6 protein-coding genes are annotated in these 14,924 nt (G+C 50.2%); all 6 read left to right on the top strand.

Annotation, left to right across the window (positions count from 1 at the left end; genetic code table 11):
• Window positions 1-21 precede the first annotated feature (21 nt).
• The 6 genes from FMF02_RS04875 (at window position 22) to FMF02_RS04850 (ending at window position 14,769) form a co-directional block, all read left to right on the top strand.
• Window positions 22-2,109 carry a type IA DNA topoisomerase gene (locus FMF02_RS04875; RefSeq protein WP_010538243.1) on the top strand — a complete coding sequence of 696 codons (2,088 nt, stop codon included), beginning with the start codon at window positions 22-24 and terminating at the stop codon, window positions 2,107-2,109.
• Window positions 2,110-2,271: 162 nt separating this feature from the next.
• The gene (locus FMF02_RS04870) at window positions 2,272-2,724 is read left to right on the top strand and encodes a DUF1896 domain-containing protein (protein WP_029425574.1); all 453 of its coding nucleotides are present in this window, start codon (window positions 2,272-2,274) and stop codon (window positions 2,722-2,724) included.
• Window positions 2,714-8,554: a helicase-like domain-containing protein gene (locus tag FMF02_RS04865; RefSeq protein ID WP_141412363.1), complete on the top strand. Its 5,841-nt coding sequence runs from the start codon at window positions 2,714-2,716 to the stop codon at window positions 8,552-8,554. Before FMF02_RS04870 ends, FMF02_RS04865 begins: the two co-directional genes overlap by 11 nt.
• 656 nt (window positions 8,555-9,210) lie before the next feature.
• On the top strand, window positions 9,211-11,136 hold the full coding sequence (gene tet(Q), locus FMF02_RS04860; RefSeq protein ID WP_004291466.1) for a tetracycline resistance ribosomal protection protein Tet(Q): 1,926 nt from the start codon (window positions 9,211-9,213) through the stop codon (window positions 11,134-11,136).
• Window positions 11,136-13,454 (top strand): hybrid sensor histidine kinase/response regulator, encoded by a 2,319-nt coding sequence (locus FMF02_RS04855; RefSeq protein WP_004291467.1) that lies wholly within the window; start codon window positions 11,136-11,138, stop codon window positions 13,452-13,454. The genes tet(Q) and FMF02_RS04855 overlap by 1 nt, the downstream gene beginning before the upstream one ends.
• Complete coding sequence (locus tag FMF02_RS04850) at window positions 13,447-14,769, top strand: sigma-54-dependent transcriptional regulator (protein ID WP_042987695.1); 1,323 nt, start codon at window positions 13,447-13,449, stop codon at window positions 14,767-14,769. The genes FMF02_RS04855 and FMF02_RS04850 overlap by 8 nt, the downstream gene beginning before the upstream one ends.
• Window positions 14,770-14,924: the final 155 nt, after the last annotated feature.

Here is a 14,924-nt window from a genome sequence, read left to right as displayed (position 1 = left end):
CAACAACAAAAGCAAGAAAACATGAAGACAATCATTGCAGAAAAGCCCTCCGTGGCACGTGAAATCGCCCGCATCGTGGGCGCGACAAAAAGAGAGGAAGGATATTTCGAAGGAGGCGGCTATGCCGTGACATGGGCATTCGGACACCTCGTCCAGCTTGCCATGCCCGACGGCTACGGCGTGCGCGGCTTTGTCCGTGACAACCTCCCGATTATCCCCGACACCTTCACGCTCGTCCCCCGTCAGGTCAGGACAGAGAAGGGCTACAAGCCCGACAGCGGCGTGGTGTCGCAGATAAAAGTCATCAAAAGACTGTTCGATGCAAGCGAACAAATCATCGTGGCGACCGATGCCGGACGCGAGGGAGAGCTTATCTTCCGCTACCTCTACCACTACACGGGCAGCACCACTCCTTTCGTGCGCCTGTGGATCAGCTCTCTCACCGACAAGGCTATCCGCGAGGGACTGCGGAAACTCGAAGACGGCAGCAAGTATGACAACCTATACCTCACCGCCAAAGCGCGGAGCGAATCCGACTGGCTCGTGGGCATCAACGGCACGCAGGCACTCTCCATCGCCGCCGGACACGGCACGTATTCCGTCGGACGGGTGCAGACACCCACGCTGGCGATGGTGTGTGAACGCTACTGGGAGAACCGCCGTTTCACGCCCGAAGCCTTCTGGCAGCTCCATATCGCAACGGACGGTTGCGACGGCGAGATCGTGAAATTCTCATCCTCCGAGAAATGGAAGGAGAAAGAGTCGGCGATGGAACTATATAACAAGGTAAAGGAGGCAGGCTGCGCAACAGTAACGAAAGCCGAACGCAAGGAGAAGACGGAGGACACTCCGTTGCTGTACGACCTGACCACCCTCCAGAAGGAAGCCAACACCAAGCACGGTTTCACGGCGGAACAGACGCTTGAAACTGCGCAAAAACTCTACGAGAAGAAACTGATAACCTATCCGAGAACGGGTAGCCGCTACATCCCCGAAGACGTGTACGCCGAAATCCCCAAGCTGCTCGCCTTCATCGGCACGCAGCCAGAATGGAAAGACAAGGTGCGGGCGAAAGCTACACCGACACGCCGCAGCGTGGACGACGGAAAGGTGACGGACCACCATGCCCTGCTCGTCACGGGCGAGAAGCCGCTCTTCCTCTCCAAAGAGGACGGCATCCTCTACCACATGATTGCCGGACGCATGGTCGAGGCATTCTCCGAAAAATGTGTCAAAGACGTGACCATTATCACGACGGAATGTGCCGGAGTGGAGTTCACCGTGAAAGGTAGCGTTGTCAAACAAGCCGGATGGCGTGCCGTCTATGGCGAGGAGAAGGAAGATGTGATATTGCCTGATTTGCATGAAGGCGATTATCTGACGATTAAGGGCGTATCCGTCACAGAAGGAAGAACCAAGCCCAAACCGCTGCATACCGAAGCCACCCTGCTTTCAGCGATGGAAACGGCTGGCAAGGAAATTGAGGACGACGCGCTGCGTCAGGCAATGAAGGACTGCGGCATCGGCACTCCCGCCACACGCGCCTCCATCATCGAAACGCTCTTCAAGCGCGGTTACATGGAACGTTGCAAGAAATCGCTTGTGCCTACCGAAAAAGGTCTTGCCCTCAACTCCGTCGTCAAGACGATGCGCATAGCCGACGTAGCCATGACGGGCGAATGGGAACGGGAGCTTGCCCGCATCGAGCGCGGCGAGGTGTCCGCCGACGCTTTCCACAGGGAGATAGAGGCGTACACACGGGAAATCACTTCCGAACTGCTCTCGTGCGACAAGCTCTTCGGCAGCCGTGATTCCGGCTGTGCCTGTCCCAAGTGTGGCACGGGCAGGATGCGGTTCTACGGGAAGGTCGTCAGATGCGACAACGCCGAGTGCGGTCTGCCCGTGTTCCGGCTGAAAGCGGGACGCACCCTGTCCGACGACGAAATCAAAGACCTGCTCACCGAAGGACATACCAAGTTGCTCAAAGGCTTCAAGAGCAAACAAGGCAAGAGTTTCGATGCCGTCGTAGCCTTTGACGGGGAATATAACATGACTTTCGTGTTCCCGGAGGCTAAAAAGGGCAAGAAATTTTCAGGACGGAAGAAATAGTATTAACTTTGCCACTTGTTCAGAGTAATGAATTGTTCTTCGATACCGGATTACACTCATACTTTGGATTTAGTGGTGGCACTCGGAGGGATACCGAGTGCCTTTTTCTTCCTTTTTCCAACCGATTATCCCGTTAATTATCAATCCGCTAAATCCAAAGTAATGAACAACAAGAAGAAAAACGAGGGTCAGACCGACTTTTCCTATTACGGTCTGTACCTGCTGGACTATCTCCGCACGAACAAGTTTGAACAGGCTGACGACACCGCTTTCATACGGGAACGGGCCGACCGTGCCGCCGAAACGTATGAGAGGGCACGGCTTGAAGGCTATCCCGCCGATGGTGCGCAGGAACTGGCGATGGACACGCTGCTGCGCGGGCTGCATTATTCCCGTTACGCCATCCTCCGCGAAGTCGTGGAAAACGAGTTTGCCGATGAAGTGCCGGAAGAGAAGCGTGAAGCCTTTGTCCTGAAACTGCTGCCGCTTGTCGGCAACGTGTTCTCCGTCTATGACCTCTCGGATGACAATTTCGCCCTGTCTTCCGATTACGACCTGCTCTACACGGAGCTGACGGGGGCAACCGTCCTTTATATCGGGGAATATGGCGTTTAACCGCAAACAGAAACTGCGGGACAACATCGAGGCGATACGGACGGCATTCATCCTTGACAGGGAAAACAGGACAGCGACAACCGAAGAGCGTGCCATACTTCAAAGGTACTGCGGTTTCGGCGGTCTGAAATGTATCCTCAACCCTGCAAAGGAACTGACGGATGCCGTCCGGTGGGCGAAATCCGACCTCGAACTGTTCGCCCCGACGGTGGAGTTGCACAGGCTTATCCGTGAGAACAGCAAGGACGAAACAGAGTACAAGCGGTTTGTGGATTCGCTGAAAGCGTCCGTGCTGACCGCTTTCTACACCCCCAAAGAGATAACCGACACCATCGCGGACGTGCTGGCAGATTACAGCATCCGCCCCGCCCGTATGCTCGAACCGTCGGCGGGTGTTGGCGTGTTCGTGGATTCCATGCTGCGGCACAACCCCAATGCGGATGTGATGGCTTTCGAGAAGGATCTGCTCACGGGTACAATCCTGAGGCATCTCTATCCCGGCAAGAAAATGCGCACCTGCGGTTTTGAGAAAATCGAAAGACCGTTCAACAATTATTTCGACTTGGCGGTGTCCAACATTCCGTTCGGAGACATAACCGTGTTCGACCCTGAGTTTCAGCGGAGCGACTCATTCGGCAGACGCTCCGCCCAGAAAGCCATCCACAACTATTTCTTTCTCAAAGGACTGGATGCCGTGCGTGACGGCGGTATCGTGGCGTTCATCACCTCGCAAGGGGTATTGAACAGCACCAAGACCTCCGTGCGTAACGAGCTGTTCAGTAAGGCTGATCTGGTATCCGCGATACGCCTGCCCAACAACCTGTTCACGGACAACGCGGGGACAGAAGTGGGCAGTGACCTGATTGTCCTGCAAAAGAACCTCAGCAAGAAGGAAATGTCGCAGGACGAGCGGCTGATGACCGTAATACAGACGGACACGAAAACCGACCTGACCGACAACGCCTATTTCATCCACCACCCGGAACGCATCGTGCATACGACGTCGAAACTTGACACCGACCCATACGGGAAGCCCGCTATGGTCTATCTGCACGAGGGCAAGGCAGCAGGCATCGCCGGGGATTTGCACCGTATGCTCGACGAGGATTTCCATTACAGGCTCGCCATGCGTCTGTATTCGGGTTCAATCCGGCAGTCGGGAACGGAAGAAAAAGTTACCGTTCAAAAGGAGGTGGAGCGTACTGCCATAAAGATGGAAACAACATCTTCGATGCAGGCGGTGGAAACTCCGACGGAGAAACCGCAACCCACAGAGGAAAAGCCGGAGATAGAGCCACGTCCGAAATATTTTGACGGTGTGCAGCTATCCTTGCTCGACCTCTGGGGGATGACGGAAGAAGTCAGCCAACAACCGAAAACCGCCAAAAAGAAAAAGGAGGCGAAAAAGGAAAGCCCGGCAAGGCGCGTTCTACCCAAGCCACAGGTGCATGTCACACAAAATGTTACGGCTGTGCCGACGGCTACCACCCCTAAGACTGTAACAGAGAACAAGGAGGCTAAAACGGAGAACACCGCCAAGCCTGCCGACCCGGACGACATCTATGCCACGTTGGACTGGGATACCAATCCTCCCATCAACGGCTTCTATGAAATGATGATGGGTTTGACACCGGAACGCAGGAAAGAACTTCGGGAGCTGGCGAGACAGCATAACGAGAAACAAGCGGCGGCGGAAAAGACGGAAGTGAAAGCTATGTCGGAAACGCCCCGTGAGCAACCTCGACAGGAGGAAACACAGCCGGAGGCAGTCGCAGCACCTGCCGTTACAGATACCCCATCGGAAGCGGTGGCAACCTCCCTTTTCCCCGACATCGAAGCGGAAAAGCCGAAGGAGGAAATCGTGGACCTTTCTCCGCGTGCCTACCACCGCACGCCGGAGATGCACCTGCGCGAAGGGTCGCTGGTGGCTGACCGGGGGCGTCATAACATCGGCTACCTGAAAGACATCACGCCATACGGGGCGACATTCCAGCCGCTCAACCTGAAAGGATACCAGAAGGAAAAGGCGTTGTTGTATGTGTCACTGCGTGACGCCTACGAGCGTCTGTATCGTTATGAATCGCTCCGGCGCGAGGCAAATGTTCCGTGGCGAGAGCATCTGAATACCTGTTACGATGAGTTTGTCATGCGCTACGGCAACCTCAACGCCAAGCAGAACGTGAAGTTAGTGATGATGGATGCGGGCGGGCGCGACATCCTTTCGCTGGAACGGGTGGAGAACGGAAAGTTCGTCAAGGCGGACATCTTCGAGCATCCTGTTTCCTTCGCGGTGGAGAGCCATGCCAACGTAGGCACACCCGAAGAAGCCCTGTCCGCGTCGCTCAACAAGTTCGGCACTGTCGATATTGACTATATGAGAACGATAACCGACAGCACGGCGGAGGAATTGCTCACAGCCCTGCAAGGGCGCATCTATTATAATCCGCTCGTGACCGGTTACGAGATCAAAGACCGCTTCATTGCCGGGAACGTGATAGAGAAGGCGGAACGCATAGAGGCTTGGATGGGCGACAATCCCGAAAATGAGCGTATGCCGGAGGTGAAGCAGGCGTTGGAAGCTCTGAAAGAAGCCGAACCGCCGCGCATCGCCTTCGAGGATCTGGACTTCAATTTCGGGGAACGATGGATTCCGACGGGTGTCTATGCCGCCTACATGAGCCGGCTGTTCGACACGGAGGTGAAAATCGCCTATTCCGCAAGCATGGACGAGTTTTCGGTGGCGTGCGGCTACCGCACCATGAAAATCACGGACGAGTTTCTGGTGAAGGGGTATTACCGGAACTATGACGGTATGCACCTCCTGAAACACGCCCTGCACAACACCTGCCCTGACATGATGAAGTCCATCGGCAAGGACGAGCATGGCAACGACATCAAGGTGCGCGACAGCGAGGGAATACAGCTCGCCAACGCCAAGATTGACGAGATACGAAACGGTTTTTCCGAATGGCTGGAAGAGCAGTCGCCGCAGTTCAAGGAGCGGCTTGTGACGATGTATAACCGCAAGTTCAACTGTTTCGTGCGCCCGAAGTATGACGGCTCGCACCAGACTTTTCCCGACCTCAACCTGAAAGGGCTGGCAAGCCGGGGTATCAAGAGCGTCTATCCCTCACAGATGGATTGCGTCTGGATGTTGAAACAGAACGGCGGCGGAATTTGCGACCACGAGGTGGGAACCGGTAAGACGCTGATAATGTGCATCGCCGCGCATGAGATGAAGCGTCTGAATTTGGCACACAAGCCGATGATTATCGGGCTGAAAGCCAACGTTGCGGAGATTGCAGCCACCTATCAGGCGGCATATCCCAACGCACGTATTCTGTACGCTTCGGAGAAGGACTTTTCGACCGCCAACCGTGTGCGCTTCTTCAATAATATAAAGAACAACGACTACGATTGCGTCATCATGTCGCACGACCAGTTCGGCAAGATACCGCAGTCGCCGGAGTTGCAGCAGCGCATCCTGCAAGCGGAGCTTGACACGGTGGAGGAAAACCTCGAAGTGCTACGGCAGCAGGGAAAGAACGTGTCGCGGGCGATGCTGAAAGGATTGGAGAAGCGCAAGCACAACCTTGAAGCGAAGCTGGAGAAGGTGGAACACGCCATAAAGTCACGCACGGACGACGTGGTGGATTTCAAGCAGATGGGCATCGACCACATCTTCATAGATGAGAGCCACCAGTTCAAAAATCTGACGTTCAACACGCGCCATGACCGTGTGGCGGGACTGGGCAACAGCGAGGGAAGCCAGAAGGCACTGAACATGCTCTTTGCCATACGCACCATACAGGAGCGCACGGGCAGAGACTTGGGAGCGACCTTCCTTTCGGGTACTACCATCAGCAACTCGCTGACGGAGTTGTATCTGCTGTTCAAGTATTTGCGTCCGAAGGAGCTGGAACGGCAGGACATCCGATGTTTCGACGCTTGGGCGGCGATATTCGCCAAGAAGACGACGGATTTTGAATTTAACGTGACGAACAATGTGGTCCAGAAGGAGCGTTTCCGCTACTTCATCAAAGTGCCGGAGCTTGCCGCCTTCTATAATGAAATCACGGACTACCGCACGGCGGAGGATGTGGGCGTTGACCGTCCTGCCAAGAACGAGATACTGCACCATATACCGCCCACGCCGGAACAGGAGGACTTCATACAGAAGCTGATGCAGTTCGCCAAGACTGGCGATGCCACACTTCTGGGCAGGCTGCCGCTTTCGGAAACGGAGGAAAAGGCGAAGATGCTTATCGCCACCGACTACGCCCGCAAGATGGCACTCGACATGCGCATGATAGACCCGCATTATGAAGACCACCCCGATAACAAGGCGAGCCACTGTGCCAAGATGATCGCGGAGTATTACCAAAAATACGACGCGCAGAAAGGCACGCAGTTCGTTTTCTCGGACTTGGGGACATATCAGCCGGGCGACGGGTGGAACGTCTATTCGGAAATCAAGCGCAAACTGACGGAGGACTACGGCATACCGCCAAGCGAGGTGCGCTTCATTCAGGAGTGCAAGACCGACAAGGCGCGGAAGGCGGTGATAGACGCCATGAATGCCGGAACGGTGCGTGTTCTGTTCGGCTCCACCTCCATGCTCGGAACGGGTGTGAACGCACAGAAAAGGTGTGTGGCAATTCATCATCTCGATACGCCGTGGCGACCGTCCGACCTGCAACAGCGTGACGGACGCGGAGTTAGAGCCGGAAACGAAATTGCCAAGCATTTCGCCGGGAACAACGTGGACGTAATCATCTACGCGGTGGAGAAGTCACTGGACAGCTACAAGTTCAACCTCCTGCACTGCAAGCAGACTTTCATAAGCCAGCTCAAAAGCGGTGCGATGGGTGCGCGTACCATCGACGAGGGGGCAATGGACGAAAAATCGGGCATGAATTTCTCGGAATATATGGCGTTGCTATCCGGCAATACCGACCTGTTGGACAAGGCGAAACTGGAAAAGCGGATCGCATCGCTCGAAGGGGAACGCAAGTCGTTTAACAAGGGCAAGCGTGATTCGGAGTTCAAGTTAGAGTCGAAGACGGGCGAGTTGCGTAACAACACGGCTTTCATAGATGCCATGACGGAGGACTGGAACCGCTTCCTTTCGGTGGTGCAGACCGACAAGGAGGGCAACCGCCTTAATATAATAAAGGTGGACGGAGTGGATTCCGCCGATGAGAAGGTCATCGGAAAGCGTTTGCAGGAGATAGCCAAGAATGCCACGACCGGAGGGTTGTACACGCAGGTCGGTGAACTGTACGGTTTTCCGATAAAGGTGGTGAGCGAAAGGATACTCAAAGAGGGATTGGAGTTCACCGACAACCGCTTCGTGGTCGAGGGGAACTACAAGTACACCTACAACAACGGGCATCTGGCGATGGCTGACCCGTTGGCCGCCGCCCGCAACTTCCTCAACGCGATGGAGAGGATACCCTCCATCATCGACCAGTACAAGGCGAAGAACGAGGTGCTGGAGATGGAGATACCGCAGTTACAGGAGATAGCGGGTAAGGTGTGGAAGAAGGAGGACGAGCTGAAGCAGTTGAAATCCGAACTTGCCGCCCTTGACCGAAAAATTCAGCTGGAGCTTGCGCCACCCACGCCCGAAGTCGCAGAAAAGGAGAATGAAGGGCAACAGGTCAAGCCGGAAGCGGAAGATGTGAGGAACAGGCAGGCGCAATATCCCGAAAATGCACCGCCGCAGATACGCAGTCCGGCGGATAGTATCGTTGCCAACCATGTCATAATCGGGCGTCCGGGACTGTATGCCAAGGAGGAAACCCGGTTCAAAGGATTGAAAATATAACCTAAGGAATTTTATCTGAAGTATTAATAAGGGCTATCCCAAAAGGTCTAAAAGTAAATTTTATCCTTTCTGCAAGTATCTATAGGATGGCAACTGCATTTTTTTCTTTTTGGGCAGCCCTTATTAAAATTTATTCTTATTTTAGGTTATATACATTCATGTCCATTTATGTAAAAAATCCTGCTGACCTTGTTTATGTCTTGTCAGTCACCATTTGCAAAACCATATTTGACCCTCAAAGAGGCTGAATTTGATAAGCAACTTGCTACATACTCATAATAAGGAGCTAAATAGAACACGAATGGGAAATACACAAATGCCAAACTAAAGAAGATATTGGCCAAAATAAACGCTATACCGAGAGAGAAACTTGATTTTTCAACTTCCTAAAACGGTGTTGTTCAAACATTTCTACTTATTTGTACTTGCCAGTTGAACCTACGTTTCCCTAATAAAATGTCTATGGTAAAAAGTTAAAAAATCCTCCTACTTTTGTTAGATATATTTTTTTGTGTAATTTTGTAATCGTTATGCGGCAGTAATAATATACATATTAATACGAGTTAGGAATCCTGTAGTTCTCATATGCTACGAGGAGGTATTAAAAGGTGCGTTTCGACAATGCATCTATTGTAGTATATTATTGCTTAATCCAAATGAATATTATAAATTTAGGAATTCTTGCTCACATTGATGCAGGAAAAACTTCCGTAACCGAGAATCTGCTGTTTGCCAGTGGAGCAACGGAAAAGTGCGGCCGTGTGGATAATGGTGACACCATAACGGACTCTATGGATATAGAGAAACGTAGAGGAATTACTGTTCGGGCTTCTACGACATCTATTATCTGGAATGGTGTGAAATGCAATATCATTGACACTCCGGGACACATGGATTTTATTGCGGAAGTGGAGCGGACATTCAAAATGCTTGATGGAGCAGTCCTCATCTTATCCGCAAAGGAAGGCATACAAGCGCAGACAAAGTTGCTGTTCAGTACTTTACAGAAGCTGCAAATCCCGACAATTATATTTATCAATAAGATTGACCGTGCCGGTGTGAATTTGGAGCGTTTGTATATGGATATAAAAACAAATCTGTCGCAAGATGTCCTGTTTATGCAAACTGTTGTCGATGGATCGGTTTATCCGGTTTGCTCCCAAACATATATAAAGGAAGAATACAAAGAATTTGTATGCAACCATGACGACGATATATTAGAACGATATTTGGCGGATAGCGAAATTTCACCGGCTGATTATTGGAATACGATAATCGCTCTTGTGGCAAAAGCCAAAGTCTATCCGGTGCTACATGGATCAGCAATGTTCAATATCGGTATCAATGAGTTGTTGGACGCCATTTCTTCTTTTATACTTCCTCCGGCATCAGTCTCAAACAGACTTTCAGCTTATCTCTATAAGATAGAGCATGACCCCAAAGGGCATAAAAGAAGTTTTCTTAAAATAATTGACGGAAGTCTGAGACTTCGAGACGTTGTAAGAATCAACGATTCGGAAAAATTCATCAAGATTAAAAATCTAAAGACTATTTATCAGGGCAGAGAGATAAATGTTGATGAAGTGGGTGCCAATGATATCGCGATTGTAGAAGATATAGAAGATTTTCGAATCGGAGATTATTTAGGTGCTAAACCTTGTTTGATTCAAGGATTATCTCATCAGCATCCCGCTCTCAAATCCTCCGTCCGGCCAAATAAGCCCGAAGAGAGAAGCAAGGTGATATCCGCTCTGAATACATTGTGGATTGAAGACCCGTCTTTGTCCTTTTCCATAAACTCATATAGTGATGAATTGGAAATCTCGTTATATGGTTTGACCCAAAAGGAAATCATACAGACATTGCTGGAAGAACGATTTTCCGTAAAGGTCCATTTTGATGAGATCAAGACTATCTACAAAGAACGACCTATAAAAAAGGTCAATAAGATTATTCAGATCGAAGTACCACCCAACCCTTACTGGGCCACAATAGGGCTGACTCTTGAACCCTTACCGTTAGGGGCAGGGTTGCAAATCGAAAGTGACATCTCCTATGGTTATCTGAACCATTCTTTTCAAAATGCCGTTTTTGAAGGGATTCGTATGTCTTGCCAATCTGGTTTACATGGATGGGAAGTGACAGATCTGAAAGTAACTTTTACTCAAGCCGAGTATTATAGCCCGGTAAGTACACCTGCTGATTTCAGACAGCTGACCCCTTATGTCTTCAGGCTGGCTTTGCAACAGTCAGGTGTGGACATTCTCGAACCGATGCTCTGTTTTGAGTTGCAGATACCCCAAGTAGCGAGTTCCAAAGCTATTACAGATTTGCAAAAACTGATGTCTGAGATTGAAGACATCAGTTGTAATAATGAGTGGTGTCATATTAAAGGGAAAGTTCCATTAAATACAAGTAAAGACTATGCCTCAGAAGTAAGTTCGTACACTAAGGGCTTAGGCATTTTTATGGTTAAGCCATGTGGGTATCAAATAACAAAAGACGGTTATTCTGATAATATCCGCATGAACGAAAAAGATAAACTTTTATTCATGTTCCAAAAATCAATGTCATTAAAATAATGGAGCGGTCAGGAAATTTCTATAAGGCAATACGGTTGGGATATATACTTATCTCCATTCTTATCGGATGTATGGCATATAATAGCCTCTATGAATGGCAGGAGATAGAAGCATTAGAACTTGGCAATAAAAAAATAGACGAGCTCCGAAAAGAAATAAACAATATCAATATTCAAATGATAAAATTTTCTCTATTGGGTGAAACAATACTGGAATGGAACGATAAAGATATCGAGCATTACCATGCACGGCGTATGGCAATGGACAGTATGCTCTGCCGTTTCAAGGCCACCTATCCAGCAGAGCGCATCGATAGTGTGCGCAGTCTTTTAGAGGATAAGGAACGACAGATGTTCCAGATAGTCCGGTTAATGGATGAACAACAATCTATTAACAAGAAGATAGCCAATCAAATTCCGGTTATTGTACAGAAAAGTGTGCAGGAACAGTCCAAAAAGCCAAAACGAAAAGGTTTCTTAGGCATATTCGGCAAAAAAAAGGAAGTAACTCCAGCAGTATCAACCACTATCCTTCATTCGGTCAATAGAAACGTAATCAGCGAACAGAAAGTGCAGGATCGCCAATTGTCGGAACAAGCCGACAGCCTTGCAGCTCGTAATGCAGAACTTAACAGACAACTGCAAGAATTGATTTGCCAAATAGAAGAAAAGGTACAAACCGAACTGCAAAGCCGGGAAAACGAAATAGTTGCCATGCGTGAAAAGTCATTTATGCAAGTAGGCGGTTTAATGGGATTCGTTCTTCTATTGTTGTTAATTTCCTACATCATCATACATCGTGATGCAAAAAGCATTAAACAATACAAGCACAAGACAACTGATTTGATAAGGCAACTGGAACAATCCGTACAACGGAACGAGGCACTGATAACGTCAAGGAAGAAGGCGGTACATACTATCACCCATGAACTGCGCACACCGCTGACAGCAATAACAGGCTATGCCGGACTGATACGGAAAGAACAGTGTGAGGATAAGTCCGGGCAGTATATCCAAAACATACTGCAATCCTCCGACCGTATGCGGGATATGCTTAACACTTTGCTTGACTTCTTCCGCCTGGACAACGGCAAGGAACAGCCCCGTCTGTCACCCTGCCGGATTTCAGCAATCACGCACACACTTGAAACGGAGTTCATGCCTGTTGCCGTGAACAAAGGGCTGTCCTTGTCCGTGAAGACTGGACACGATGCCATTGTATTGACCGACAAAGAGCGAATAATACAAATCGGGAATAACCTGCTGTCAAACGCTGTCAAGTTCACAGAAGAAGGCGGTGTTTCTTTGATTACTGAATATGATAATGGAGTTCTGACACTGGTCGTTGAAGATACAGGTACAGGCATGACAGAAGAGGAACAGAAACAAGCGTTCGGTGCGTTTGAACGTCTATCAAATGCCGCCGCAAAGGAGGGTTTCGGGCTTGGGCTTGCCATAATGCGTAATATTGTGTCGATGCTTGGCGGAACAATCCGTTTAGACAGCAAGAAAGGGAAAGGCAGTCGTTTCACAGTTGAAATTTCTATGCAGGAAGCTGAAGAACAGCTTGGATATACAAGCAATACACCTGTTTATCATAACAATAAATTCCATGATGTTGTCGCCATTGACAATGATGAGGTATTACTTCTGATGCTGAAAGAGATGTATTCCCAAGAAGGAATACACTGCGACACTTGCACCGATGCTGCGGCACTGATGGAAATGATACGCCAGAAAGAATACAGCCTGTTGCTGACAGACTTGAATATGCCCGATATAAACGGTTTCGAATTGCTGGAACTGTTGCGTTCGTCCAACGTGGGCAATTCACCAACAATCCCGGTGGTTGTGGCAACCGCTTCGGGCAGTTGTAACAAAGGGGAACTATTGGCAAAAGGCTTTGCCGGATGCCTGTTCAAACCGTTCTCCATATCGGAACTGATGGAGGTTTCCGACAGGTGTGCCATAAAAGCGACACCGGACGGGAAACCGGACTTTTCCGCCTTATTGTCCTATGGCAATGAAGCCGTCATGCTGGAAAAGTTGATAACTGAAACAGAAAAGGAAATGCAGGCGGTACGGGATGCAGCAAAAGAAAAAGACCTGCAAAAGCTGGATTCCCTGATCCACCACCTGCGCAGTTCGTGGGAGGTGCTCCGTGCCGACCAACCGCTGAATGTACTTTACGGATTGCTTCGTGGCGATGCTCTCCCGGATGGTGAAGCGTTAAGCCATGCCGTGACTGCCGTGCTGGATAAGGGAGTGGAAATAATACGGTTGGCAGAAGAGGAAAGGAGAAAATACGAAGATGAATAAGACAAAAATAATTGTGGTGGAAGACAACATCGTGTATTGCGAATATGTCTGCAATATGCTGTCACGGGAGGGCTACCGCAATATGAAGGCTTACCACCTCTCAACCGCGAAGAAACATCTGCAACAGGCAACAGATAATGATATCGTGGTTGCCGACCTGCGTCTGCCTGACGGCAGTGGCATAGACCTTTTGTGCTGGATGCGAAAGGAGGGAAAGATGCAGCCCTTCATCATTATGACCGACTACGCCGAAGTTAATACCGCCGTGGAAAGCATGAAACTCGGCTCGATAGACTATATTCCCAAACAGCTTGTGGAGGATAAACTTGTCCCCCTGATCCGTTCCATACTGAAAGAACGTCAGGCAGGACAACGCCGTATGCCTGTATTCGCCCGTGAAGGTTCCGCCTTTCAGAAAATCATGCACCGCATAAGGCTGGTAGCCGCCACCGATATGAGCGTGATGATATTTGGTGAGAACGGCACGGGCAAGGAGCATATTGCCCACCTGTTGCATGACAAGAGCAAACGTGCAGGCAAGCCATTTGTGGCGGTGGACTGCGGTTCACTCTCCAAAGAGCTTGCACCGTCGGCTTTCTTCGGACACGTCAAAGGTGCATTTACAGGTGCGGACAATGCCAAGAAAGGATATTTCCATGAGGCGGAAGGCGGCACGTTGTTTCTGGACGAGGTAGGAAACCTCGCGTTGGAAACCCAACAGATGTTGCTCCGTGCCATACAGGAGAGGCGGTATCGCCCGGTCGGAGACAAGGCAGACCGGAATTTCAATGTCCGCATCATCGCTGCTACCAATGAAGATTTGGAAGTAGCGGTGAATGAAAAGCGTTTTCGGCAGGATCTTCTGTACCGCCTGCACGACTTCGGGATAACCGTTCCTCCGTTGCGTGACTGTCAAGAAGACATTATGCCGCTGGCAGAGTTCTTCCGTGATATGGCAAACAGAGAGCTGGAGTGTAGCGTGAGCGGGTTCAGTTCCGAAGCACGTAAAGCGTTGCTGACACACGCATGGCCGGGCAACGTGCGGGAACTTCGGCAGAAAGTTATGGGTGCTGTATTGCAGGCGCAGGAAGGTGTTGTCATGAAAGAGCATCTGGAACTTGCCGTGACGAAACCGACCTCTACTGTCAGCTTCGCCTTGCGCAATGACGCGGAGGATAAGGAGCGGATATTGCGTGCGTTGAAACAGGCAAACGGCAACCGGAGTGTCGCCGCAGAACTGCTCGGCATAGGCAGGACAACACTATACAGCAAACTTGAAGAGTATGGACTTAAATATAAATTCAAGCAATCATAGCCCGTAATTCACTGAATTTGGCTATCTTTGCATAACATTTGAGAAAAACGGCGATTGGCAGGAGCTTTTCGCCGCCAACATATAGGATAAGACCGCAAGGCGTTTCAAGCGAAAATCTGGTAAATTGGAACTACGGAGACGATTGCGTGATGCTT

It is taken from the genome of Alistipes communis, from assembly GCF_006542665.1.
Lineage (GTDB): Bacteria > Bacteroidota > Bacteroidia > Bacteroidales > Rikenellaceae > Alistipes > Alistipes communis.
This window is presented reverse-complemented; position numbering and strand designations above follow the sequence as displayed.